This is a genomic window from Streptomyces sp. NRRL F-2664 (assembly GCF_000719345.1).
GTDB lineage: Bacteria > Actinomycetota > Actinomycetes > Streptomycetales > Streptomycetaceae > Streptomyces.
Genome location: NZ_JOFX01000013.1, coordinates 132,098 through 156,445, shown reverse-complemented (window position 1 = coordinate 156,445; position 24,348 = coordinate 132,098). Strand labels below are relative to the sequence as shown.

Annotated in this window: 24 protein-coding genes; 9 read left to right on the top strand and 15 right to left on the bottom strand. The window is 71.4% G+C overall.

Annotated features, from left to right (window positions below; translation table 11 throughout):
- Window positions 1-132 precede the first annotated feature (132 nt).
- Window positions 133-846 carry a transglycosylase SLT domain-containing protein gene (locus IF89_RS0115005; RefSeq protein ID WP_030766934.1) on the top strand — a complete coding sequence of 238 codons (714 nt, stop codon included), beginning with the start codon at window positions 133-135 and terminating at the stop codon, window positions 844-846.
- A gap of 92 nt (window positions 847-938) precedes the next feature.
- Here the strand turns inward: IF89_RS0115005 and IF89_RS0115000 are convergent, their stop codons facing one another.
- Complete coding sequence (locus IF89_RS0115000; RefSeq protein ID WP_078628303.1) at window positions 939-3,449, bottom strand: FHA domain-containing protein; 2,511 nt, start codon at window positions 3,447-3,449, stop codon at window positions 939-941.
- Window positions 3,450-4,130: 681 nt separating this feature from the next.
- Between IF89_RS0115000 and serB the strand changes: the two genes are divergently transcribed.
- The gene (gene serB, locus IF89_RS0114995) at window positions 4,131-5,330 is read left to right on the top strand and encodes a phosphoserine phosphatase SerB (protein WP_030766929.1); all 1,200 of its coding nucleotides are present in this window, start codon (window positions 4,131-4,133) and stop codon (window positions 5,328-5,330) included.
- A 93-nt stretch (window positions 5,331-5,423) separates the two neighbouring features.
- Here serB and IF89_RS0114990 read toward each other — a convergent pair whose 3' ends face one another.
- The 4 genes from IF89_RS0114990 to IF89_RS0114975 form a co-directional block, all read right to left on the bottom strand.
- The gene (locus IF89_RS0114990) at window positions 5,424-5,945 is read right to left on the bottom strand and encodes a SixA phosphatase family protein (protein WP_030766927.1); all 522 of its coding nucleotides are present in this window, start codon (window positions 5,943-5,945) and stop codon (window positions 5,424-5,426) included.
- Window positions 5,946-6,026: 81 nt separating this feature from the next.
- Window positions 6,027-6,248 (bottom strand): hypothetical protein, encoded by a 222-nt coding sequence (locus IF89_RS0114985; protein WP_030766924.1) that lies wholly within the window; start codon window positions 6,246-6,248, stop codon window positions 6,027-6,029.
- A 158-nt stretch (window positions 6,249-6,406) separates the two neighbouring features.
- Entirely contained in the window at window positions 6,407-6,526 is a 120-nt protein-coding gene (locus IF89_RS49050; protein WP_267882100.1) for an SGM_5486 family transporter-associated protein, read from the bottom strand.
- A gap of 5 nt (window positions 6,527-6,531) precedes the next feature.
- Window positions 6,532-7,818 (bottom strand): CynX/NimT family MFS transporter, encoded by a 1,287-nt coding sequence (locus tag IF89_RS0114975; RefSeq protein WP_030766921.1) that lies wholly within the window; start codon window positions 7,816-7,818, stop codon window positions 6,532-6,534.
- A 73-nt stretch (window positions 7,819-7,891) separates the two neighbouring features.
- On the opposite strand from IF89_RS0114975, the gene IF89_RS0114970 reads away from it, so the two are divergent.
- Window positions 7,892-8,614, top strand: a complete 723-nt coding sequence (locus tag IF89_RS0114970; RefSeq protein WP_030766919.1) for a FadR/GntR family transcriptional regulator — start codon at window positions 7,892-7,894, stop codon at window positions 8,612-8,614.
- Here the strand turns inward: IF89_RS0114970 and IF89_RS0114965 are convergent.
- The 3 genes from IF89_RS0114965 to fabG form a co-directional block, all read right to left on the bottom strand.
- Entirely contained in the window at window positions 8,595-8,975 is a 381-nt protein-coding gene (locus IF89_RS0114965; protein WP_234327764.1) for a hypothetical protein, read from the bottom strand. The genes IF89_RS0114970 and IF89_RS0114965 overlap by 20 nt on opposite strands.
- Before the next feature lie 233 nt (window positions 8,976-9,208).
- Window positions 9,209-9,979 (bottom strand): enoyl-ACP reductase FabI, encoded by a 771-nt coding sequence (gene fabI / locus IF89_RS0114960; RefSeq protein ID WP_030766912.1) that lies wholly within the window; start codon window positions 9,977-9,979, stop codon window positions 9,209-9,211.
- A gap of 5 nt (window positions 9,980-9,984) precedes the next feature.
- On the bottom strand, window positions 9,985-10,704 hold the full coding sequence (gene fabG / locus IF89_RS0114955; RefSeq protein WP_030766909.1) for a 3-oxoacyl-[acyl-carrier-protein] reductase: 720 nt from the start codon (window positions 10,702-10,704) through the stop codon (window positions 9,985-9,987).
- Window positions 10,705-10,888: 184 nt separating this feature from the next.
- Between fabG and IF89_RS0114950 the strand changes: the two genes are divergently transcribed.
- The 3 genes from IF89_RS0114950 to tyrS are packed head-to-tail and all read left to right on the top strand — an operon-like array spanning window position 10,889 to window position 15,121.
- Window positions 10,889-12,412: a TldD/PmbA family protein gene (locus IF89_RS0114950; protein WP_030766906.1), complete on the top strand. Its 1,524-nt coding sequence runs from the start codon at window positions 10,889-10,891 to the stop codon at window positions 12,410-12,412.
- Complete coding sequence (locus tag IF89_RS0114945; RefSeq protein WP_030766903.1) at window positions 12,409-13,800, top strand: metallopeptidase TldD-related protein; 1,392 nt, start codon at window positions 12,409-12,411, stop codon at window positions 13,798-13,800. The genes IF89_RS0114950 and IF89_RS0114945 overlap by 4 nt, the downstream gene beginning before the upstream one ends.
- A 52-nt stretch (window positions 13,801-13,852) precedes the next feature.
- Complete coding sequence (gene tyrS / locus IF89_RS0114940) at window positions 13,853-15,121, top strand: tyrosine--tRNA ligase (RefSeq protein ID WP_030766898.1); 1,269 nt, start codon at window positions 13,853-13,855, stop codon at window positions 15,119-15,121.
- A 106-nt stretch (window positions 15,122-15,227) separates the two neighbouring features.
- Here the strand turns inward: tyrS and IF89_RS0114935 are convergent, their stop codons facing one another.
- Window positions 15,228-15,506, bottom strand: a complete 279-nt coding sequence (locus tag IF89_RS0114935) for a GlsB/YeaQ/YmgE family stress response membrane protein (protein WP_030766894.1) — start codon at window positions 15,504-15,506, stop codon at window positions 15,228-15,230.
- Window positions 15,507-15,747: 241 nt separating this feature from the next.
- Between IF89_RS0114935 and IF89_RS0114930 the strand changes: the two genes are divergently transcribed.
- The gene (locus tag IF89_RS0114930; RefSeq protein WP_051807077.1) at window positions 15,748-16,026 is read left to right on the top strand and encodes a DUF3099 domain-containing protein; all 279 of its coding nucleotides are present in this window, start codon (window positions 15,748-15,750) and stop codon (window positions 16,024-16,026) included.
- Window positions 16,027-16,173: 147 nt separating this feature from the next.
- Window positions 16,174-16,425 carry a hypothetical protein gene (locus IF89_RS0114925; protein ID WP_030766887.1) on the top strand — a complete coding sequence of 84 codons (252 nt, stop codon included), beginning with the start codon at window positions 16,174-16,176 and terminating at the stop codon, window positions 16,423-16,425.
- 47 nt (window positions 16,426-16,472) lie between these two features.
- Here IF89_RS0114925 and moaA read toward each other — a convergent pair whose 3' ends face one another.
- From moaA to IF89_RS0114910, 3 genes are all read right to left on the bottom strand, one after another.
- Window positions 16,473-17,462, bottom strand: a complete 990-nt coding sequence (moaA, locus tag IF89_RS0114920; protein ID WP_030766884.1) for a GTP 3',8-cyclase MoaA — start codon at window positions 17,460-17,462, stop codon at window positions 16,473-16,475.
- 177 nt (window positions 17,463-17,639) lie between these two features.
- Window positions 17,640-19,268, bottom strand: a complete 1,629-nt coding sequence (locus IF89_RS0114915; RefSeq protein ID WP_030766881.1) for a cation acetate symporter — start codon at window positions 19,266-19,268, stop codon at window positions 17,640-17,642.
- Window positions 19,265-19,630: a DUF485 domain-containing protein gene (locus IF89_RS0114910; RefSeq protein ID WP_030766879.1), complete on the bottom strand. Its 366-nt coding sequence runs from the start codon at window positions 19,628-19,630 to the stop codon at window positions 19,265-19,267. Before IF89_RS0114910 ends, IF89_RS0114915 begins: the two co-directional genes overlap by 4 nt.
- Window positions 19,631-19,890: 260 nt before the next feature.
- Between IF89_RS0114910 and IF89_RS0114905 the strand changes: the two genes are divergently transcribed.
- Entirely contained in the window at window positions 19,891-21,432 is a 1,542-nt protein-coding gene (locus IF89_RS0114905; protein ID WP_030766878.1) for a S8 family serine peptidase, read from the top strand.
- A gap of 84 nt (window positions 21,433-21,516) precedes the next feature.
- Here the strand turns inward: IF89_RS0114905 and IF89_RS0114900 are convergent, their stop codons facing one another.
- Genes IF89_RS0114900 through IF89_RS0114890 form a run of 3 tightly spaced genes read right to left on the bottom strand, consistent with a single transcriptional unit; the run spans window position 21,517 to window position 24,285 of the window.
- Window positions 21,517-22,560 carry a zinc-dependent alcohol dehydrogenase family protein gene (locus tag IF89_RS0114900; RefSeq protein ID WP_030766877.1) on the bottom strand — a complete coding sequence of 348 codons (1,044 nt, stop codon included), beginning with the start codon at window positions 22,558-22,560 and terminating at the stop codon, window positions 21,517-21,519.
- Between the two features lie 55 nt (window positions 22,561-22,615).
- On the bottom strand, window positions 22,616-23,299 hold the full coding sequence (locus IF89_RS0114895; protein ID WP_030766875.1) for a lysoplasmalogenase: 684 nt from the start codon (window positions 23,297-23,299) through the stop codon (window positions 22,616-22,618).
- The gene (locus IF89_RS0114890) at window positions 23,296-24,285 is read right to left on the bottom strand and encodes a sterol desaturase family protein (protein ID WP_043193947.1); all 990 of its coding nucleotides are present in this window, start codon (window positions 24,283-24,285) and stop codon (window positions 23,296-23,298) included. The genes IF89_RS0114895 and IF89_RS0114890 overlap by 4 nt, the downstream gene beginning before the upstream one ends.
- Window positions 24,286-24,348 lie beyond the last annotated feature (63 nt).

Here is a 24,348-nt window from a genome sequence, read left to right as displayed (position 1 = left end):
GGGATCGTACGTCACACCTTTGCCACAGGATTTTGCCGCCGCTAAGAATTGCTCCCGTCGCCAGGCGCCGCGGATCCCGGATCCGTCAGGCGCCTTCCTGCGGCCCCCGCTATTCGAAGAGGTTGCCCCGCCATGTCTGCTTCCCGCACTCCCGGTCACAGTCGTCTGACGAAGGCACACAAGCTGTCCCTCGCCGGTGTCGCCACGCTGAGCGCCGCCGCCGTCGCCTTCTCCCTCGTCCCCGCCGACGCCGCCGAGGCCGAGACCACCATCTCCGCCGCCCCCGTCGCCTGGGCCCAGGCCGTGAACGGCACGCAGACGAAGGCGCTGTACGGGCACCTCTCCACCCAGCAGGTCATCGCCAGCGCCAACGCCAAGGCCGCCGCCGCCAAGGCCGCTGCCGCCAAGGCCGCCGCCAAGGCCAAGGCGGACGCCGACGCCAAGGCCAAGGCCGCCGCCGCCGCGAAGAAGGCCCGCGAGCAGAAGGCCGCCGCGAGCCGCTCCGCCGCCCGCACCCCGGTGTTCGCCAACAACCTGGACGGCTGGATCAAGGAAGCCCTCTTCATCATGAAGCGCGAGGGCATTCCGGGCAGCTACGCCGGCATTCACCGCAACATCATGCGCGAGTCCAGCGGCAACCCGATGGCGATCAACAACTGGGACATCAACGCCCAGAACGGCATCCCCAGCAAGGGTCTGCTCCAGGTCATCTACCCGACCTTCAAGGCGTACCACGTCAAGGGCACCAAGTTCGACCAGTACGACCCGGTCGCCAACATCGTCGCCGCCTGCAACTACGCGGCCGACCGGTACGGCTCCATGGACAACGTCAACAGCGCCTACTAGGCCTGGGCGGTCCTCCCCCTGCACACGCCGAAGGGCGGCACCCGGATTCCGGGTGCCGCCCTTCGGCGGTTCCGTGCGCTGCGCGCCGGTGACTACTTGCCCGCGCGCATGACCTCGGGCTCGTGGCGGCGCAGCAGGCGCTGTACGAGGAAGCCGCACGCGATGCCGAGCGCCAGCAGGATGATGATGTTCAGGCTCCACTGGCCGACCGTGGCGTCCCAGAGGGGGTCGGTGTTGGTCGGGTTGTCCTGGTCCCACGGCGGCATGAGCACTCCGAGGTTCAGGGTGGTGCCGGCGGCGGCGACGGCCCAGCGGGACGGCATCAGCCAGGCGAACTGCTCCAGGCCCGGGGAGTCGTAGACCTGGAAGAGGATGCCGGTGAAGACGACCTGGACGATGGCGAACATGACGAGCAGCGGCATGGTCTTCTCGGCGGTCTTCACCAGCGAGGAGATCACCAGGCCGAACATCATCGACGTGAAGCCGAGCGCGATGACGGACACGCACAGCTCGACGGCCGGCGGCATCAGCAGGCCCTCGGCGGGCAGGTCGCGCGGGGCGAAGCCGATCGCGCAGATGATCACGCCCTGGATGGCCGTGATGACGCCGAGGACGATCACCTTCGACATGAGGTACGCCGACCGGGACAGGCCGGTCGCGCGCTCACGTTCGTAGATGACGCGTTCCTTGATCAGTTCGCGGACCGAGTTGGCGGCGCCGGAGAAGCACATGCCGACCGCGAGGATCAGCATGATCGTGCCCGCGTCGCCGTTGAACCGCGACGGCGGGGTCGGCGGCGCCAGGCCGAAGGTCGCCGGGATGACCGTGGAGACCACGCCCAGCACGGCCGGCAGGATCAGCATCAGACCCATGAAGCCCTTGTCGGACGCGATCACCGAGACGTAGCGGCGGATCAGCGTCCACAGCTGCGAGCCCCAGCCCTGCGGCTTGGTGGGGCGCATCTGCTGGGCCGACGGCATGACGACCGGCTGGGGGGCGACCGCGTCGAGCTCGGCGGCGTAGAGCTGGTAGTGCTGGGAGCCCTTCCAGCGGCCGGCCCAGTCGTAGTCGCGGTAGTTCTCGAAGGCCGAGAAGACGTCCGCCCAGGTGCCGTAGCCGAAGAAGTTCAGCGCCTCGTCCGGCGGACCGAAGTAGGCGACCGACCCGCCGGGGGCCATGACCAGCAGCTTGTCGCAGAGCGACAGCTCGGCGACGGAGTGCGTGACGACGAGGACCGTGCGGCCGTCGTCGGCGAGGCCGCGCAGCAGCTGCATGACGTCGCGGTCCATGCCCGGGTCGAGGCCGGAGGTCGGCTCGTCCAGGAAGATCAGCGAGGGCTTGGTGAGCAGCTCCAGGGCCACGGACACGCGCTTGCGCTGACCACCGGAGAGCGCGGTGATCTTCTTGTCCTTGTGGATGTCGAGCTTGAGCTCGCGCAGCACCTCGTCGATCCGGGCGGCGCGCTCGGACTCGGCGGTGTCGCCGGGGAAGCGAAGCTTGGCCGCGTACTTGAGCGCGGTGCTGACCCGGAGTTCCTTGTGCAGGATGTCGTCCTGCGGGACCAGGCCGATGCGCTGGCGCAGCTCGGCGAACTGCTTGTACAGGTTGCGGTTGTCGTAGAGGACGTCGCCCTGGTCGGCGGGCCGGTAGCCGGTCAGCGCCTTGAGCAGCGTCGACTTGCCGGAGCCGGACGGGCCGATGACGCCGATCAGCGACTTCTCCGGGACGCCGAAGGTGACGTCCTTGAGGATCTGCTTGCCGCCGTCGACCGTGACGGTGAGGTGGCGGGCCGAGAAGGAGACCTCGCCGGTGTCGACGAACTCCTCCAGACGGTCCCCGACGATCCGGAACGTCGAGTGGCCGACACCGACGATGTCGTTCGGGCCGAGGAGCTGGGTGCCCGACTTCGCCAGCGGCTGGCCGTTGACGTAGGTGCCGTTGTGGCTGCCGAGGTCGCGGATCTCGAAGCGGCCGCCGGGCATCGAGCGGAATTCGGCGTGGTGGCGCGAGACCTGGAGGTCGGAGACCACCAGCTCGTTCTCCAGCGCACGGCCGATTCGCATGACGTGGCCCAGCGACAGCTGGTGGAACGTCGTCGGGCTGCGGTCGCCGCCGTACCCCGGCGCTGCGGCCTGCGGTTGGCGCGGCGCGCCGGCGCCGCCCTGCTGCTGGGGGACGTGCGCCTGCGGCTGCTGGTGCTGCTGCTGGTTCCAGGCCTGCTGGGGCTGCTGCGGGGTCTGGTAGGCCGCGGCCTGCGGCTGGGCGTACGCCTGAGCCTGGCTCTGCTGCGCCACGGCGGGCTGCGGCGCGGCGGCGGCGCTCAGGTTCAGCCGCGGTCCGTCGGTGGCGTTGCCCAGGTGGACCGGCGTGCCGGGCACCAGCGCGGTCTGCTGGACCCGGGTCCCCTGCACGTAGGTGCCGTTGGTGCTGCCGTGGTCCTCGAGCCCCCAACCCTGGCCGTTCCAGGCGATGGTGGCGTGCCGCCACGACACCCGTGCATCGTCGATCACCACGTCTCCCTGGGGGTCGCGCCCCAGCGAGTACGACCTGGACGGATCGAGCGTCCAGGTCCTGCCATTCAATTCCAGTACGAGTTCCGGCACTCCAGCCCCACTTAAGTCCCCCGAGAATCCCCCATGACGTCAGGGAGTCTAGGGATGGCGAACATCCGGGGGAACTATTTCAGGCCTGCAGCCGTATGTGGAATCCGGGCCCGGTCCGGGCGTCCGTGTCCGCCCGTCGACGGGGTCGAAAGCCGCCCGGAGAGTGCGATACGGGACTTCTCGCCCCGGGTTTCGGCGCCTGCCGCTCGAAGACGCCGCATGGTCCTCGCGATGTGTGGAACCACTGCCCCCTCGGGTGGCGTCCCGGTTCTCGGAGTTGCCCTGGCGGGGGTCGAAACCGCCCTGCCCGCCATGCCCTTGGGCTGCGCCGGGCGGGGTGCTCGTGCACGCGCTGGGGGCGCGACGGCCGGTGCACCCCTCCCCCACCGGGTCGGGGACCCGGGCAGGGACCGGGTGGGCTGCTCCGGGCCATCCGCCGCAGCGGCGGCCCTGCAGCCCGGCGCCGCCGCCGAAGGGCCGCCGCCACCGAAGGGCCGCCGCCGCCTCGGGGCCGCCGGCGCCTCGGGGCCGCCGGCGCCTCGGGGCCGCCGCCGAAAGCCACCGAACCGCCGGACCCCGCCGGACCCGCCCGGTGACGGCGGGGCGGCGGCACGCGCGGGACGTTCAGGAAGTGGGACGGGGGTCTCGTCGGGCGGGCAGGGAAGATACGGTGAGGGGACCATGAGCGCATCGCAGACCTCCGACGTCCCCACCCTCCTCGTCAAGATCTTCGGCAAGGACCGTCCCGGGATCACCGCCGGGCTGTTCGACACCCTCGCCGCCTACTCGGTCGACGTCGTCGACATCGAGCAGGTCGTCACCCGTGGCCGCATCGTCCTGTGCGCCCTCGTCACCAAGCCCGTCGGCGGTACCGAGGGCGACCTGCGGGCCACCGTGCACAGCTGGGCCGAGTCGCTCAAGCTGCAGGCCGAGATCCTCTCCGGCACCGGTGACAACCGGCCGCGCGGCAGCGGCCGGTCCCACGTCACGGTGCTCGGCCATCCGCTCACCGCCGAGTCCACGGCCGCCATCGCCGCCAAGATCACCGGGGCGGGCGGCAACATCGACCGTATCTTCCGGCTCGCGAAGTACCCGGTGACCGCGGTGGAGTTCGCCGTCTCGGGCGTGGAGACCGAGCCGCTGCGCACCGCACTGGCCACGGCCGCCGCGCACATCGGTGTGGACATCGCCGTGGTCTCGGCCGGCCTGCACCGCCGGGCGCAGCGCCTGGTCGTCATGGACGTGGACTCGACCCTGATCCAGGACGAGGTGATCGAGCTGTTCGCCGCCCACGCCGGGTGCGAGGCCGAGGTCGCCGAGGTCACCGAGCGCGCGATGCGCGGCGAGCTGGACTTCGAGCAGTCGCTGCACGCCCGGGTGGCGCTGCTGGCGGGGCTGGACGCGTCCGTCGTGGACAAGGTCCGTGCCGAGGTGCAGCTGACCCCGGGCGCGCGGACGCTGATCCGTACGCTGAAGCGGCTCGGCTACCAGGTGGGCGTGGTGTCCGGCGGCTTCACCCAGGTGACGGACGACCTGCGGGAACGGCTGGGGCTGGACTTCGCCTCCGCCAACACCCTGGAGATCGTCGACGGGAAGCTGACGGGCCGGGTCACCGGGGAGATCGTGGACCGGGCGGGCAAGGCCCGGCTGCTGCGCCGCTTCGCCTCCGAGGCGGGGGTGCCGCTGGCCCAGACGGTGGCCATCGGCGACGGCGCCAACGACCTCGACATGCTGAACGCGGCCGGGCTGGGTGTGGCCTTCAACGCCAAGCCGGTGGTCCGCGAGGCGGCCCACACGGCGGTGAACGTGCCCTTCCTGGACGCGGTCCTCTACCTGCTGGGGATCACCCGCGAGGAGGTCGAGGCCGCCGATCTGGCCTGATCCCGTCCGGGCGCGTCCAGCACCCCGAGCCCGGGCAGGCGTGGGCCCCGGCGGCCGGTCCGGTCGCCGGGGCCCTTGTGCGTGCGGCGCCGGTCAGTGGCCCTTGGGGGTCCAGTAGTCCACCAGGGTGCCCACCCCGTGCTCCAGGGACTTCCACGAGCCGGTGAAGGAGACGACGGCGAGCGCCGCGGTCGGGAACCCCGTACGGGTCATTCGGGCCAGGGTGTCGCCCTCCGCGCGCCCGGTGAGGGCGTCGGCGAGGGCGTGCATGCCCGGGTTGTGGCCGATGACGAGGAGGTCGCGGACCTCGTCGGACACCTCGTTCAGCAGGGCGATGAGCTCACCCGGGGACGCGTCGTAGATCCGCTCCTCGTAGTGGGTCCTCGGCCGGTGCGGCATCTCCTGGACGGCGAGCTTCCAGGTCTCCCGGGTGCGGGCGGCGGTGGAGCAGAGGGCGAGGTCGAAGGCGATGCCGGTCTCGGCGAGCTTCAGACCGGCGGCCGGTGCGTCCTGGCGGCCCCGCTCCGCGAGCGGACGGTCGTGGTCGGCCACGTCGGGCCAGTCGGCCTTGGCGTGCCGGAGGAGGGCGATCCTGCGGGCTGTGTCTGCGCTCATGGCTCCCAGCTTCCCATGAAACGGGCCGTGCGGCGCAGGGTGTTGAGGGGACTCACCCCAGGTGGGGGCGCGCTCGGGAGGTCAGCCGACGGCGCGCAGGAACTGCTCGGCGACCTGGACGAGAGCGGAGACCTCGCCGGTGGCCGCGTGGGCCTCGCCCGAGCCGGCGAGGAGCAGCAGGAGGAGTCCGAAGGCGAGTGCGGGCAGGGCCAGCGCCCACCAGTGCAAGCGGGTGCTCGCACCGGTGGCGGTGCCGGCCCGGTGGGCGGACGGGAGGGACCGTGTGTGCGTGGGGGCCGACATGGCCGCCTCCGTGGGGGTGTGGACCGGACTGGCTCGCTGCCTGCGAATCTACGGATCCGGGAGGGCGCTCCCCATCCGGGGCGCACCCCACTTCACCCTGAGCCTGACCCCCTAGGGGTGGGTGGGGACAACCCCACCCATCCGCACGGCGGTCGGGGTCACGGGGAGGCGATCGTCGCGATGACGGAGATGATCACGGTGATGCCGAGGATGGCACCGAGGACGAGGCCGAGCTTCTTGCGGCCGTCCTGCGGGTTCGGTTCGAGTACGGGCGACATGCGGTTCAGTCTCGCACGCCGCATTCGTCCTCGATGGTGCGGTCCCGTCCTGCCAGGATGCCGAGGGCGATCTGCGGGACGAGCAGGCCGGCCATCAGGACGAGCGGCAGGTCCCAGCCTCCGCTGTGCTGGTAGAGGGTGCCGATGAGGAGCGGGCCGGGGATGGAGATGAGGTAGCCGGTGCTCTGGGCGAAGGCGGACAGCTTGACCACGCCGGCCGGGGACTTGGCGCGCAGCCCGATCATGCTGATGACGAGGGGGAACGCGCAGTTGGAGACGCCGAGCAGGAGCGCCCAGGCCCAGGCTCCGGCGGCGGGGGCGAGGTAGAGCCCGAGGTAGCCGGTGAGCCCGAAGACACCCAGGGTGACGGCGATGGGCCCCTGGTTCCTCATCCGGCCCGCGAGGCCGGGGATGACGAAGGCCAGCGGGACGCCCATGACCATGGTGACGGCGAGGAGCACGCCGGCGGCGGAGGCGGAGACGCCCGCGTCGCGGAAGATCTGCGGGAGCCAGCCCATGGTGATGTATGCGCCCGTGGCCTGGAGGCCGAAGTAGCAGGCGAGGGCCCACGCGGTACGGCTGCGGACGACCCGGGGGCCCGTGTCGGGGCGTTCGGCGGCGTTCGCGCCGTCGGTGGCGGCGGCCCCGGCACGGTCGGCGCGCCGGGCGGCCCGGGCGATGGGCAGCCACAGCAGTACGGCGGCCACGGCGAGGGAGGCCCAGACCAGCAGGCCGGTGCGCCAGCTGCCGCCGAGGGCCTCGGTCAGCGGGACGGTCGCGGCTGCGGCGAGCGAGGTGCCGGCGGCCAGGGCCATGGAGTAGAGGCCGGTCATGGTGCCGATGCGGTCCGGGAAGCAGCGCTTGACGATCACCGGGAGCAGGACGTTGGTGAGGGCTATGCCGGCCAGGGACAGGGCACTGGCGGCCAGGAAGCCGGCGGCGCCCTGCGCGAAGGGGCGGATCAGCAGTCCGGCGGCGACGGCGGCCATGCCGGCGCAGACGACGGCGACCGGGCCGAAGCGGCGGGAGAGCCGGGGCGCGGTGACGCCGAAGACGGCGAAGCACAGGGCCGGGACGGAGGTGATCAGTCCGGCGACGGCGCCGCTCATGCCGAGGCCGGCGCGGGTCTCCTCGAAGAGCGCGCCGAGGCTGGTGATGGCGGGGCGCAGGTTGAGGGCGGCCAGCACGATTCCGACGACGAGCACCGGGCCGAGCCAGGCCGGCGCCGCCGCCTGCGGGGTGGCGCGGTCCGCGGCAGGGCGGTGGAGCGTGCGGGTCTTCTCGTCGAACATGGAACCATCATAGAATCATGGGATCATTGGTGGTCCAGTCGCCCGCTCGCACCACATCCCGCGTGAGGAACCCATGCCGCTGACCTCGCCCCGGCGCTCCGCGCTCGTCGATCAGGTGATCGCCCAGTTGCGCAACCAGATCACCTCCGGCGAGTGGCCGGTCGGCTCGCGCATTCCCACCGAGCCGGAGCTCGTGGAGCTGATGGGCGTAGCCCGCAACACCGTGCGCGAGGCCGTCCGGGCGCTGGCGCACAACGGCCTGCTCGACATCCGCCAGGGGTCGGGCACCTACGTCATCGCGACGAGCGAGTTGGCCGGCGTCATGCACCGGCGCTTCGCCGGGGCCGAGCCGCGCCACGTCGCAGAGCTCCGTTCCACGCTGGAGTCGTCGGCGGCCCGGATGGCGGCGGAGCGGCGCACGGAACGGGACCTGGCCCAGCTGGACGCCCTGCTGGCGCGCCGCGAGGAGGCCTGGGCGAGCGGGGACGCGGAGGTCTTCGTCGCGGCGGACGTGAGCCTGCACATGGCGGTGGTCACGGCCTCGCACAACGATGTGCTCATCGAGCTGTACGCGGACCTCGGCGAGCTGGTGGCCGACTGGCTCCGGGCCGACGTCGGCACCGTGCTGGACCCGGCCGCCCATCTCGACCACGGGCGGCTGATCGAGGCGATCCGGCGCGGGGACGGGGACGCGGCCGCCGCGGAGGCCGCCGGGTACCCGTTCGTCTGCCTCGGCAAGGACGGCCCGGCCGGCACGAACGCGCAGGGCGGTCCGGTCACGCCCGTCGGTGGCTGACCCAGGCCGCGCGGACCTCCTTCCAGCACCGGCCGGTGAGCTCGACCCGGGCCGCCGGACCGACGGCGACGGCCGCGCCGTCGCCGTCCAGGTCCCACCAGCGGTCGCACTCCACGTGGAGGCTCACCAGATCGGTCTCCGGGTAGGCGTTGTGGCAGTGCGCGGTCACCCGGGAGCCGTCGATGGTGGTGGCGCAGTCGGCGCCGAAGAGTTCACGGGCGGCGGGCGGCGAGGGCTGCACGGGTGGTTCGGCCGGGATGTCGGAGAGTTCCACGACGGCCGGGGCGGCCGCCTCGGGGCCGGGTGCCGCCTCTTCGCCGGAGGGCTGCGCGGCCACGGCCGGGACCAGGAGTCCGGTCACGATCACTGACGTGACCAGTATCGATACCGCTCGGCTCGGCCTGGTGCGCACTCCTGCCTCCTCCCCGCCGGAGCCGGGAAGATCCCGACGTGGTCAGTTTGCAGGCATCTGTCGCGGTTTTCGACTCGGGAAGATCCGGTCGGCCGGTGAACATGCGAACGAAGGCACCGCGGCGCCGGGGGTGCCGCGCCTCCTGCCGCCGTACGGACCCGGGGTCCTGATCGCGGCGGGGTTCAGGCGCCCATCGCGTGCAGGCCGCCGTCCACGTGGACGATCTCGCCGGTGGTCATCGGGAACCAGTCCGACAGCAGGGCGACGACGCCCTTGCCCGCCGGCTCGGGGTTGCTCATGTCCCACTCCAGCATGGAGCGGTGGTTCCAGGTGTCCGCCAGGTCGGAGAAGCCCGGGATGGACTTGGCGGCCATGGAGCCGAGCGGCCCGGCCGAGACCAGGTTGCAGCGGATGTTCTCCTTGCCCAGGTCGCGGGCCAGGTAGCGGCTGGTGGCCTCCAGCGCGGCCTTGGCCGGGCCCATCCAGTCGTACTGCGGCCAGGCGAACTGGGCGTCGAAGGTGAGGCCGACGACGGCCGCGCCCTCCGCCGGGAAGAGCGGCTTGCACGCCATGGTCAGCGACTTCAGCGAGAACGCCGAGACGTGCATGGCGGTGGCGACCGACTCGAACGGCGTGTTCAGGAAGTTGCCGCCCAGCGCGTCCTGCGGGGCGAAGCCGATGGAGTGCACGACGCCGTCGAGGCCGCCGAGCTCGTCGCGGACGAGGCCCTCCAGGCGGGCCAGGTGTTCCTCGTTGGTGACGTCGAGCTCGATCACCTTGACCGGCTTCGGCAGCTTCTTCGCGATGCGCTCCGTCAGCGACGGGCGCGGCCACGCGGTCAGGACGATCTCGGCGCCCTGCTCCTGGGCCAGCTTGGCCGTGTGGAAGGCGATGGAGGACTCCATCAGCACACCGGTGATGAGGATGCGCTTGCCCTCGAGAATTCCGCTCATGGTGATCAGTGACCCATGCCCAATCCGCCGTCAACGGGAATGACGGCTCCGGTGATGTACGCGGCGTCGTCGGACGCCAGGAAGCGGACGGCTGCCGCGATCTCCTCGGGCTGCGCGTAGCGGGCCAGCGGCACCTGCGCCACGATGCCCGCACGCTGCTCGTCGGTGAGCACCTTCGTCATGTCGGTGTCCACGAAACCGGGCGCGACGACGTTGAAGGTGATGTTGCGGGAGCCCAGCTCGCGGGCCAGGGAGCGGGCGAAGCCGACCAGCGCGGCCTTGGATGCGGCGTAGTTGGCCTGGCCGGCCGAGCCCATGAGCCCGACGACCGAGGAGATCAGGACGACGCGGCCCTTCTTGGCGCGGAGCATGCCGCGGTTCGCGCGCTTGACCACCCGGAACGTGCCGGTGAGGTTGGTGTCGAGGACCGAGGCGAAGTCCTCCTCGGACATGCGCATCAGCAGCGTGTCCTTGGTGATGCCGGCGTTGGCCACGAGCACCTCGACCGCGCCGTGCGCTTCCTCGACCTGCTTGTAGGCCTGCTCCACCTGCTCGGAGTCGGTGATGTCGCACCGCACCGCCAGGACACCGAGCTCGGTGAGGTCCTGCGGGGGCTCGCCCGACCGGTACGTGATCGCGACCTTGTCGCCGGCCTCCGCGAAGGCTCGGGCGATGGCGAGGCCGATGCCCCGGTTTCCTCCGGTGACGAGAACCGAGCGGCTCAACGGATCACCCTTTCGCTAGCGGTCTGAATACCGAAAACCTATAGGCCGTACCGCTCGTACGGAGAATCGACCCCCGACAGGGCCTCGCAGCGGGCTCTGTCGAGTCCCTACAGAAAGATGTAGGCACAACGGCCCCGATCGCGACATGATCGGGGCGACCGTCCCCGACCCCGGGAGGACTTCCGTGCCCCATTCCATCGACGCGGCCTTCACCGCGCTGCCCCTGCGGGCGCTCGCCGACGCGGCGCTCGCCCGGGCCCGCGCGCTGGGCGCCGACCATGCCGACTTCCGGCTGGAGCGGATCCGCAGCGCCTCGTGGCGGCTGCGCGACGCCAAGCCCTCCGGCGGGTCCGACACCACCGACCTCGGCTACGCGGTCCGGGTCGTGCACGGGGGCAGCTGGGGGTTCGCCTCCGGCGTGGACCTGACCATGGACGGCGCCGCCCGGGTGGCCTCGCAGGCCGTGGCCATGGCGAAGCTGTCCGCCCAGGTGATCAGGGCCGCCGGTTCGGACGAGCGCGTGGAACTCGCCGACGAGCCGGTGCACGCGGACCGGACGTGGATCTCCTCCTACGACGTGAACCCCTTCGACGTGCCGGACACCGAGAAGGCGGCGCTGCTCGCCGACTGGAGCTCGCGGCTGCTGGCCGCCGACGGCGTCGCGCACGTGGACGCCTCGCTGCTCGCCGTGCACGAGAACAAGTTCTACGCCGACACCGCGGGCACCACGACCACCCAGCAGCGGGTCCGGGTCCACCCCCAGCTGACGGCGGTCGCCGTCAACGGCACCACCGGCGAATTCGACTCCATGCGCACCATCGCCCCGCCGACCGGCCGCGGCTGGGAGTACCTGACCGGCACCGGTTGGGACTGGGACGCCGAGCTGGAGGAGATCCCCGGCCTGCTCGCGGAGAAGATGCGTGCGCCGAGCGTGCAGGCCGGGCGCTACGACTTGGTGGTGGACCCGTCCAACCTGTGGCTCACCATCCACGAGTCCATCGGCCACGCCACCGAGCTGGACCGCGCGCTGGGCTACGAGGCGGCGTACGCGGGGACCTCCTTCGCCACCTTCGACCAGCTGAACAAGCTCCGGTACGGCTCCCCCATCATGAACGTGACGGGGGACCGGACCGCCGAGCACGGCCTGGCCACCGTCGGCTTCGACGACGAGGGCGTGGAGGCGCAGAGCTGGGACCTGGTCAAGGACGGCACCCTGGTCGGGTACCAGCTGGACCGGCGGATCGCCAGGCTGACCGGTCTGGGGCGCTCCAACGGCTGCGCCTTCGCCGACTCCCCCGGGCACGTGCCCGTCCAGCGGATGGCGAACGTCTCCCTCCAGCCCGATCCCGGCGGGCTGTCGACCGAGGACCTGATCGGCGGTGTGGAGCGCGGGATCTTCGTCGTCGGCGACCGCTCCTGGTCGATCGACATGCAGCGCTACAACTTCCAGTTCACCGGGCAGCGGTTCTTCCGGATCGAGAACGGCCGGCTGGCCGGGCAGCTGCGCGACGTGGCCTACCAGGCCACCACCACCGAGTTCTGGGGCTCGATGGAGAAGGTCGGGGGCCCGCAGACCTACGTCCTGGGCGGTGCCTTCAACTGCGGCAAGGCCCAGCCGGGCCAGGTCGCGGCGGTCTCGCACGGCTGCCCGTCCGCGCTGTTCCGCGACGTGAACATCCTGAACACCACGCAGGAGGCCGGCCGATGAGCCGATCGACCAAGCCGCACGAGATCGTCGAGCGGGCCCTGGAGCTGTCCACCGCCGACGGCTGCGTCGTCATCGCCGACGAGGAGTCGAGCGCCAACCTGCGCTGGGCGGGCAACGCCCTGACGACCAACGGCGTCACCCGCGGCCGCACCCTGACCGTCATCGCCACGGTCGACGGCAAGGAGGGCACGGCCTCGGGGGTCGTGTCGCGCTCCGCCGTCACCGCCGAGGACCTGGAGCCGCTCGTCCGGGCCGCCGAGGCGGCCGCGCGGGGCGCGGGACCCGCGGAGGACGCCCAGCCGCTGGTCACCGGGGTCCCGGCGTCGCCCGACTTCACCGACGCACCGGCCGAGACCTCCTCCGCCGTGTTCGCCGACTTCGCCCCGGCCCTCGGCGAGGCCTTCGCCCGGGCCCGGGCCGGCGGCCGTGAGCTGTACGGCTTCGCCCACCACGAGCTGGTCTCCACCTACGTCGGCTCCTCCACGGGCCTGCGGCTGCGCCACGACCAGCCCACCGGCACCCTGGAGCTCAACGCGAAGTCCCCGGACCGGCTGCGCTCGGCGTGGGCCGGCCGCTCCACGCGCGACTTCAAGGACGTCGACCCGACCGCGCTGGACGCGGAGCTCGCCGTCCGCCTGGGCTGGGCGGAGCGGAAGATCGACCTGCCCGCCGGGCGGTACGAGACGCTGCTGCCGCCGACGGCCGTGGCGGACCTGCTCATCTACCAGATGTGGTCGGCGTCGGCCCGGGACGCGGTGGAGGGCCGTACGGTCTTCTCCAAGCCCGGCGGCGGCACGCGGCTCGGTGAGAGGCTGACCGAGCTGCCGCTGACGCTGCGCAGCGACCCGAACGCACCGGGCCTGGAGTGTGCGCCGTTCGTCATCGCCCACAGCTCCGGCGACGACGTCTCCGCCTTCGACAACGGCCTGCCGGTCCCGGCGACCGAGTGGATCAAGGACGGCGAACTGGCCCGGCTGGCGACGACCCGGCACACCGCCGGGCTGACCGGCCTGCCGGTCTCCCCCGGCTTCGGGAACCTGATCCTGGACGGCGGCGGCGAGAAGTCCCTCGACGAGATGGTCTCGGACACCGAGCGGGGCCTGCTGCTGACCTGCCTGTGGTACATCCGTGAGGTGGACCCGGCGACGCTGCTGCTGACGGGCTTGACCCGGGACGGCGTCTACCTGGTGGAGAACGGGCAGGTCGTGGGCGAGGTGAACAACTTCCGGTTCAACGAGTCCCCGGTGGACCTGCTGTCGCGGGCCTCGGAGGCGGGCCGGACGGAGAAGACGCTGCCGCGCGAGTGGAGCGACTGGTTCACCCGGGCCGCGATGCCGGCTGTCCGCATCCCGGACTTCAACATGAGTTCGGTGAGCAAGGGCGTCTGACCCACCTAGACTGAGCACGGCATTTCCACAAACCGTAAGGAGTCGAGAGACCGTGACGGACATCGTCGACGAACTGAAGTGGCGCGGGCTCTTCGCCCAGTCCACCGACGAAGAAGCGCTGCGCAAGGCCTTCGCGGACGGTCCGGTCACGTTCTATTGCGGCTACGACCCGACCGCCGCCTCGCTGCACGTCGGCCACCTGGTGCAGGTCCTCACCATGCGGCGGCTGCAGCTGGCGGGCAACCGGCCGCTCGCGCTGGTCGGCGGTGCCACCGGTCAGATCGGTGACCCCCGCCCGACCGCCGAGCGCACCCTGAACGACCCCGCGGTGATCGCGGAGTGGGTGGACCGGCTGCGCTCGCAGATCGAGCCGTTCCTGTCCTTCGAGGGTGAGAACGCCGCGGTGCTGGTCAACAACCTGGACTGGACGGCGGGCATGTCCGCCATCGAGTTCCTGCGGGACATCGGCAAGCACTTCCGCGTCAACAAGATGCTGACGAAGGACTCGGTCGCCAAGCGGCTGGAGTCGGACCAGGGCATCAGCTACACCGAGTTCAGCTACCAGCTGCTCCAGGGCATGGACTTCCTGGAGCTGTACCGGCGGCACGGCTGCACCCTGCAGCAGGGCGGCTCCGACCAGTGGGGCAACCTGACGGCCGGCCTCGACCTGATCCACCGGGTCGAGCCGGACGCGCACGTCCACGCGATGGCGACCCCGCTGATGGTCAAGGCGGACGGCACGAAGTTCGGCAAGACCGAGGGCGGGGCCGTCTGGCTGGACCCGGAGATGACCACCCCGTACGCGTTCTACCAGTTCTGGCTGAACGTGGACGACCGGGACATCTCCACCTACATGCGGATCCTCTCCTTCAAGTCCCGTGAGGAACTGGAGGAGCTGGAGGCGCAGACCGCGGAGCGGCCGCAGGCGCGCGCGGCCCAGCGGGCGCTGGCGGAGGAGCTGACGTCGCTGGTGCACGGCGCCGACCAGTGCGCCGCCGTGATCGCCGCGTCGCGGGCGCTGTTCGGCCAGGGCGACCTGGCCGGGCTGGACGAGGCCACGCTGGCCGCGGCCCTGTCCGAGCTGCCGCACGCCAGGGTGTCGGACCTGGCGCCGGTCGTGGACCTCTTCGCGGAGACGGGCCTGGTCGCGAGCAAGTCGGCCGCACGCCGGACCGTGAAGGAGGGCGGCGCCTACGTGAACAACGTGAAGGTGACCGCCGAGGACGCGGTACCCGCCAAGGAGGACCTGCTGCACGGGCGCTGGCTGGTCCTGCGCCGCGGCAAGAAGAACCTGGCTGCGGTGGAGGTCACCGGCGCCTGACGCGTCCCGGGACGCGTCGCCCGTACGGCACACGGCGGAGGGGCCGGTGAGGACGTGATGTCCGAACCGGCCCCTCCGTCATGCGCCGCGGGCGCCGCGGAGCGGCTCAGGTCATGCGGCGGCTGCCGCCGCGCATCGCCTTGTAGGCCATCTCGCCGAGGAAGACGAAGAGGACCGCTCCCGCGAGCTGCAGCAGGTGCCTGGTCCAGTCGATGCCGCGGGTGTCGGCGACTCCGATCCAGCCGGCGACGGCGTTGCCGAGGACGCCGCCGATGATGCCCATCAGCGTGGTCAGCCACAGGGGCTGGTGCTGTTTGCCCGGCAGGACGGCCTTGGCTATCAGCCCCAGCACGAAACCGACGATGATCGCCCACAACCAGCTCATGTCCAGCCTCCTCCTGGCGCGGTGTGCGCACGTGGGGCCAGTCTCGGCCCGCCCGGCGTGCCGCGCATGTCGGGCGGCGCCGCCCGGGGGGGGTCCCCTGTGCCCATGGCGGCGCGGTCGGCGTACCGTGGAAGGGTCCGGGCCGGGGAAGGCCCGGCCGGCGATCGGGTGGTAGGACGTGGAACGGGTCAGGCGACAGAAGAGGAACGGGGCCGAGGTCTTCCGGATCACCGGCGCCCGGATGGGACTTGCCGAGGACGTGCGGGGTCGCCAGCGGCGATACGTGATCTCGATGACGATCAGGACGCTGTCGGTCATCGCGACGGTGCTGTTGTGGGACGTGTCCCGCCCCATCGCGGTGGTGACGCTGATCGCGGGCGCCCTGCTCCCGTACGTGGCCGTGGTCATCGCCAATGCGGGGCGCGAGTCGGCGCCGTCGCTGCCCTCGCACTTCGTCCCGACTCCCGACCGTCCGGCCCTGGAGGCGGGAAACCTCAAGAAAACCTCAGATCAATCATGAAGTTCCGGTGCACTGCACCCGGTCCTGCGTGACATACTGCTCACGCGCTCCGCATCCCCCGTCGGAGCGACGGACCGACGCCGGGCAGCTCCCCCCGTTGCTGCTCGGCGTCGCCATTCCGTTCGGAACAGCCCCTAGGGTGGGGTCGTGACTTCCTCCGACTCCCCCACTCCCGACGCCACTGCCACCTGCTCGGCCAAGGGCTGCCGCGCCGCGGCCGTCTGGGTCCTCGCGTGGAACAACCCGACGCTGCACACGCCGGAGCGGCGCAAGACGTGGCTGGCGTGCGAGGAGCACCGCGAGCACCTGTCGCAGTTCCTGGGTGTGCGCGGTTTCCTCAAGGACGTCGTGAAGCTGGAGGAGTGGGTGCAGCCGGAGGGCTCGGAGCGCCTGCGCTGACCGCGTGCGGCGGCCGGACCGGCCGGCCGCTGCGGGCGGCGGGCGGGTCAGCCGCCGATCGCGGACATGGGGCGGTCGGGCTGCAGGAACGAGGGGTCGTCGAGGCCGGAGCCGGCCTTCTTGCCCCACATCGCCACCTTCCACAGCCGGGCGATCTCCTCGTCCGGGGCGCCCGAGCGCAGCGCAGAGCGCAGGTCCGACTCCTCGGTGGCGAACAGGCACGTACGGATCTGGCCGTCGGCCGTCAGCCGGGTACGGTCGCAGGCGCCGCAGAACGGGCGGGTGACCGAGGCGATGACGCCGACGGTGGCGGGGCCGCCGTCGACGATCCAGCGCTCGGCCGGGGCGGAGCCGCGCTCGTCGGCGCCCTCCTCGGTGAGCGTGAACCGGGTGCGCAGCGACTCCAGGATGTCCCCGGCCGTGATCATGCCGTCGCGCTTCCAGCCGTGCTGGGCGTCCAGGGGCATCTGCTCGATGAAGCGGAGCTCGTACTCGTGCTCGACGGCCCAGGCCAGCAGGTCGGGGGCCTCGTCGTCGTTCAGGCCCGGCATGAGCACGGCGTTGACCTTGACCGGGGTCAGGCCGGCCTCGCGGGCCGCGGCCATGCCCTCGATGACGTCCTTGTGCCGGTCGCGGCGGGTCAGCGTCTTGAAGACCTCGGGGCGCAGGGTGTCCAGGGAGACGTTCACCCGGTCCAGGCCGGCGGCCTTCAGGGCCGACGCGGTGCGCTTGAGGCCGATGCCGTTGGTGGTGAGCGACATCTTCGGGCGGGGCTCCAGCGCCGCGCACTGCTCGACGATCCCGACGAGGCCGGGGCGCAGGAGCGGTTCGCCGCCGGTGAAGCGGACCTCGGTGATGCCGAGCTGCGTCACCGCGATGCGGATCAGCCGGACGATCTCCTCGTCGGTGAGGAGGTCGGACTTCCCGAGCCACTGGAGGCCCTCTTCGGGCATGCAGTACGTACAGCGCAGATTGCACCGGTCGGTGAGCGAGACGCGCAGGTCAGTGGCCACGCGGCCATAGGTGTCGAGAAGCACTGTGGGCCCCCTCCCCTGTCCGGAAGTAGAGGTGCGCGCGCCATCGGATCCACTGCACGCGTCCTCTTTCGAGACTACGTGACGCGTGTGTCGTTCTGTGGTCCCCGAATGAACGAGACGTAACGCGGCCGCGTCGTAGGTCCCTACGACGCGGCCACGCTGGGTGTTCGGACGATGTCAGTGCGCCCCTGTTCCGGTGAGGGAGCGCACCTCCAGCTCGGCGAACTTCTGCGGATCGGCCTTCTCCTTGGTGAGGACGGTTCCCAGCCATCCGAGGAGGAAGCCGAGGGGGATCGAGATGATCCCCGGGTTCTCCAGCGGGAACCAGTAGAAGTCCGCGTCCTTGAACATCGAGGTGGGCTTGCCGGACACGACCGGGGAGAACAGCACCAGGCCGACCGCCGAGACGAGTCCGCCGTAGATCGACCAGAGCGCGCCCTGGGTGGTGAAGCGCTTCCAGAAGAGGCTGTAGAGGATGGTCGGCAGGTTGGCGGAGGCGGCGACGGCGAAGGCGAGCGCGACGAGTCCGGCGACGTTGAGGTCGCGGGCGAGGGCGCCGAGGCCGATCGCGACGGCGCCGATGACGACCGTGGACCAGCGCGCGGCGCGCACCTCCTCCTGTTCGGTGGCCTTGCCCCGGCGGATCACGTTCACGTACAGGTCGTGGGCGAAGGACGAGGAGGAGGCGAGGGTGAGGCCGGCGACCACGGCGAGGATGGTGGCGAAGGCGACCGCCGAGATCACGGCGAGCAGGACGGCGCCGCCGGTGGAGTCCGCGCCGCCGCCGACCGCCTGGGCGAGCAGGGGGGCGGCGGTGTTGCCGGCCTTGTTGGAGGCCAGGATGTCGGCGCGCTCCAGCAGCGCCGCGGCGCCGAAGCCGAGGGCGATGGTCATGAGGTAGAAGGCGCCGATGATGCCGATGGCCCAGTTGACGGACTTCCGGGCGGCCTTGGCGGTGGGCACGGTGTAGAAGCGGATCAGGATGTGCGGGAGGCCGGCGGTGCCGAGGACCAGCGCGAGGCCGAGGGAGAGGAAGTCCAGCTTCGAGGTGGAGTCCTTGCCGTACTTCAGGCCCGGTTCGAGGAACTTCACTCCCTGGCCGCTGTTCTCGGCGGCCTTGCCGAGCAGGTCGGAGACGTTGAAGTTGAACTTCACGAGCACCAGCAGGGTGATCAGGAGGGCGCCCGCGATCAGCAGGACCGCTTTGATCATCTGGACCCAGGTGGTGCCCTTCATCCCGCCGATGGTCACGTAGACGATCATCAGGACGCCGACGAGCGCGACGACCGCCACCTTGCCGCCGTCGCTGGTGATGCCGAGGAGCAGCGAGACGAGGACGCCGGCGCCGGCCATCTGGGCGAGCAGGTAGAAGATCGACACCACGATGGTGGAGGTGCCGGCGGCGGTGCGGACGGGCCGCTGGCGCATCCGGTACGCGAGGACGTCGCCCATCGTGTAGCGGCCCGAGTTGCGCAGCGGCTCGGCGACGAGGAGCAGGGCGACCAGCCAGGCGACGAGGAAGCCGATGGAGTAGAGGAAGCCGTCGTAGCCGAAGAGGGCGATGGCCCCGGCGATGCCGAGGAACGACGCGGCGGACATGTAGTCGCCGGAGATGGCGAGGCCGTTCTGGAAGCCGGTGAACTGGCGGCCGCCGGCGTAGAAGTCCGCGGCGTCCTTGGTCTGGCGGCCGGCCCAGACCGTGATGACCAGGGTGGCGACGACGAACAGCCCGAACAGGGTGATGATGAGCGGGCGGTGCTCGGAGGCGCCCGCGGCGAGCGTCGTCACGTGGTGCGTGCCGGTCATTCGGAGGCCTCCATCCGGGCCTTGATGGCCGCAGCGCGCGGGTCGAGCCGGGCGGCGGCGTGGCGCGCGTACAGCCAGGCGATGAGGAAGGTCGTCGCGAACTGGGCGAGGCCGAGCACCAGGGCGACGTTGATGTTGCCGAAGACCTTGGTCCCCATGAAGCCGCCCGCGTAGTTGGACAGCAGCACGTAGAGCAGGTACCAGGCGATGAAGGCCACGGTGAGCGGGAAGGCGAAGGAGCGGTAGGAGCGGCGGAGTTCGGCGAACTCGGGGCTCTGCTGGACGCTCACGAACTCTTCGGCCGTGGGGCCCGCCAGGGGCGTTCCCGCGCTGCCCGGAGGCGGCGCTGCTTCGGTGGTCACGGGGGGATCTCCTTGTGACGCAGGTGCGGTGGGGACGACGGACAAAACAACCTCCGTGGGGCGGGGTCGATGGCGCTGACCCCCCTCTGTCAACGGCACGGCCGGCGTGTCGGGACGGTTCAACACCTGTGGAATCTTGGAGAACTGTTTTCTCGAACTGATGGCGGAAACGGGAACGGCGGCACTAGGTTCGCTTGTCATGACCCCGTCCGGCGCGACCGCGTGCGGACGGCTTTTCCGAAAGATGATCTGGAGAACCCATGGCTCATCTGGGATCCGCCCGCCGGCGTGCCCTCGCCGTACCGGTCGGCCTGGCGCTCACCGCCTCGCTCGCCCTGCTGCCCTCGGTGTCGGCCTCCGCCGCCCCGCTGGGCACCGGTGCGGAGGCGGCGACGGCCTCCCCGTCCGAGACCACCGGCCCCAAGCTGTCGTACGTGGCGAACCTGAACGCGTACGCCACCATGAAGGCGGCGAAGAAGGCCGTCGAGCGGGCCGGCGGAACGGTGGTGACGGCGTATGAGCAGATCGGGGTCGTCGTCGCACACTCCCAGAACCCGGACTTCGCCAAGCAGCTGCGCGCCCAGCGTGGGCTGTTCGTGTCGGTCGGCGCCACCCGGACGGCCCCGCTGCAGGCGGTGCAGACCACCGACGAGGGCGCGACCCAGCGGCTGAGCGAGGCGGATGCCGCCAAGGCGGCGTCGCAGGCCCAGGAGGGTCAGGAGCCGCTGGAGCCCAACCAGTGGGACCTGCGGACGATCAAGGCCGACGAGGCTCACAAGATCAACGATGGCAGCCAGGACGTCACCGTGGGCGTCATCGACACGGGCGTGGACGACACCCACCCCGATCTCGCCCCGAACTTCTCCAAGGGCCAGTCGGCCAACTGCGTCGGCGGCGTCGCGGACACCACCGAGGGCGCCTGGCGCCCGTACCCGGACGGCAGCGACCACGGCACGCACGTCGCCGGCACCATAGGCGCCCCGCGCAACGGCGTCGGCATCAGCGGTGTGGCGCCCGGCGTGAAGATAGCCGCGATCAAGGTGAGCGAGCCCGGGACGAGCCTCTTCTACACCGAGGCGGTCGTCTGCGGCTTCATGTTCGCCGCCGAGAAGGGGATCGAGGTGACCAACAACAGCTACTACGTCGACCCGTGGCTCTTCAACTGCAAGACCGACGACGACCAGAAGGCGCTGGTGGAGGCCATCGGCCGGGCCACCAAGTACGCCGAGCGCAAGGGCACCCTGCACGTGGCGTCGGCCGGCAACTCCAACCAGGACCTGGCCGCGGCCTCCCTGGAGGACACCACCAGCCCGAACGACACCACTCCGGTGACGCGCACCATCGACCCGAAGGTCTGCCTGGACCTGCCGACGCAGCTGCCGGGCGTGGTCACCGTCTCCGCGACCGGTGACAAGGGCCTGCGCTCGTACTACTCCAGCTACGGCCTCGGGGTCGTGGACGTCGCGGCCCCGGGCGGCGACAAGTGGCAGGTCCCGGCCACCCCGGACGCCAACGGCCGCGTGCTGTCGACCGTCCCGGGCGGCTACGGCTACAAGCAGGGCACCTCGATGGCCGCCCCGCACGTCGCGGGCGTCGCGGCGCTCCTCAAGAGCACCCACCCGTCGGCCACGCCCTCGCAGCTCCAGGCGATGCTGAAGGCGCAGTCCACGAAGGCGACGTGCCCGGCACAGATCTACGACGCCACGGGCGCGCTGATCAACGCCACCACCTGCCAGGCCAAGTGGGGTCAGACGGGCTACTACGGCCACGGCGTCGTGGATGCCCTCAAGGCCGTGAAGTAGTACGGCACACCGTCACGGTCGTACGGACGGGCCGGGCGGGGTGATCCCCGGCCGGCCCGTCCGCGCGTGCGCAACGCCCGTGGGTCAGGGCTTGATCAGCACCTTCAGCGCGGAGCGGTCGTCCATGGCCCGGTAGCCGTCCGGGACCCCGTCCAGGGGCACCGCGCGGTCGAAGACGGGCGCCGGGTCGATCACGCCGGCGAGCACGTCCTCCAGCAGCTCCGGGATGTAGGCGCGGACCGGGGCCACCCCTCCGCGCAGGGTGATGTTGCGGTCGAACATGACACCGAGGTCGAGGCCGGTACCGCTGCCGTGCGGCACGCCGACGTAGCCGACGGCCCCGCCGTCGCGGGTGATGTTCACGGCCGTGCGCATGGACTGCTCGGTGCCGACCGCCTCGATGACGGCGTGTGCGCCGCGACCGCCGGTGAGTTCGCGCACGGCCGCCTCGGCGGCCTCGCCCCGCTCGGCGACGACGTCGGTGGCCCCGAAGAGCCTGGCGATGTCGGTACGGACGGTGTGGCGGCCCAGCGCGATGATCCGCTCGGCGCCCAGCCGCTTGGCGGCGAGCACGCCGCACAGGCCGACCGCGCCGTCACCGACGACGGCGACCGTGGAGCCGGGGCGCACCCCCGCGCCCAGAGCCGCGTGGTGCCCGGTGCCCATGACGTCGGAGAGCGCGAGCAGACCGGTCAGCAGGTGGTCGTCGGAGACGGCCTCGGCGGGCAGCTTGACCAGGGTGCCGTCGGCGTGCGGGACGCGGACGGCCTCGCCCTGGCCGCCGTCGTGGCCGACCGAGCCCCAGAAGCCGCCGTGGTCGCAGGAGGTGTAGAGACCCTCCTTGCAGTATTCGCAGGTGCCGTCCGACCACATGAAGGGCGCGACGACGAGGTCTCCGGCGCGCAGCCCGGACACAGCGGGTCCGGTCTCCTCGACCACGCCGAGGAACTCGTGACCGATGCGCTGCCCCGGCTGCCGCTCGGCCTCGCCCCGGTAGGCCCACAGGTCGCTGCCGCAGATGCAGGCCCGCAGGACGCGGACGACGGCGTCCTCGGGGCGCTGGATCGCAGCATCGGGCACCTCCTCCACGCGGATGTCGTGCGGGGCGTGGATGACGGTGGCGCGCATGGTGGTGCAGTCCTCCCGATCAGGATCGTTCAGTCTTGTACGACTGATGACCGTCCTACGGTACGCCTGCTTCGCGCGTGGTCGCGCCGGTGGCCAGGAGGTATTGGGCGGCCAGGTACGTGGCCATGATCCAGAAGTCGGGACGGGGCAGCTGCGGCCAGTCGGCGACACCGGTGGCGATGAGGGTGTCGGACAGCAGGAACAGCGCGCCGCCGATGCCGGCGCGCAGGCCGAGGGCGCTGGAGCGGAAGGCCATGGCGGTCAGCAGCAGGCTGTACCCCGCCACCGGGATCCGCAGGTCCGCGGGCAGGTCGGCCCAGAGCAGGGCGACGGTCCCGAGCAGGGCGAGGCCGTAGGCGCCGCCGAGCAGCGGGTTCGCGGGGCGCTTGCCGAAGAGCACGAGGTAGCAGACGTGCCCGACGGCGAAGGAGCCCATCCCGACGAGGAAGGCGGCCTCGGCGTCGAAGAGCAGGGCGAGGTCCCCGCCCCAGCCGAACAGCAGGGCGGCGACCAGCAGGCGGGGGGCACCGCGCGTGACGGCGTGGCCGACGAGCAGCGGCATCAGCAGCGGCTTGGCGATGACGTGCCCGAGGTGCCAGCCGGCCAGCAGTGACCCGAGGTCGACGGCGGTGGCGGCGGCGAAGCCGTACAGGGCGAGGCGGCCCCGCCGCGCCCGGTCGGCCGCGGCCCGCGGGGCGGCCCAGGAGGGGGCGGGGCGGCCCGGTGACTCGGTGCTCACGCGCTGGTCTCCTGTACGGCCGGATCGGCGGCGGGGACGGCCGCGGGGGCGGCCGCGGGGGCGGAAGCACCGGCGGTCGCCGGGGCGGGTGCGGCCGCGGAAGTCGGCGCGCCGGCGGTCGCGGCAGAGGCACCCGCCGTCGCGGGGACCGCGGCCGGGGCAGGCTGCCAGCCGGGGCCGCGGAAGACCCGGCCGGCCCGTTCGCTCCAGCTCCGGGCTGCGCGCACGTCCCGCGCGATGGCGGCGTACTCGTGCGTGGCGACGCACAGCGGGTTGTAGGTGTCGATGTTCTTGGTGAGCCCGTAGACGGGCTTGTCGGTCTCCCCGACCCAGGATCCGAACATCCGGTCCCAGACGATCAGGATGCCGCCGTAGTTGCGGTCCAGGTAGCCGCCCTGGGACGCGTGGTGCACGCGGTGGTGGGAGGGGGTGTTGAAGACGTACTCGTAGGCGCGGGGCAGCTTCCCGATGCGCTCGGTGTGGACCCAGAACTGGTACAGCAGGTTGATGCCGTAGCAGAAGGGGATCACGGCCGGGTGCACGCCGACGGCCACCATCGGCAGGTAGAACCAGTACGTCGTGGCACTCGTCCAGGGCTGGCGCAGGGCGGTGGTGAGGTTGAACTTCCGGCTGCTGTGGTGGACCACGTGGCAGGCCCACAGGATGCGGATCACATGGTGGCCGCGGTGCTGCCAGTAGTAGAGGAAGTCCTGGGCGAGCAGCATCAGCGGAAGGGTCCACCACAGCAACGGCACCCGCAGCGGGGTGAGTTCGTAGACGGCGGTGAAGACCGCGACCACCGGGATCTTCCAGAGGAGGTCGAAGCCGATGCTGCCGAGGCCCATGCTGATGCTGGTGACGGCGTCCTTGGTGTCGTAGCCCTCCGCGTCGTCGTCCGGATGGAGGCGGTAGCTCACCAGCTCGATGACGGTGAGCAGCACGAAGGCGGGAATGGACCACAGCACGACATCGGGCAGGTTCGGCATGTCCGCACCATAGAGGCGCCTTCGCGGGTGCCGCTAGAGGTTGTTACCGATCGGTATCCGATG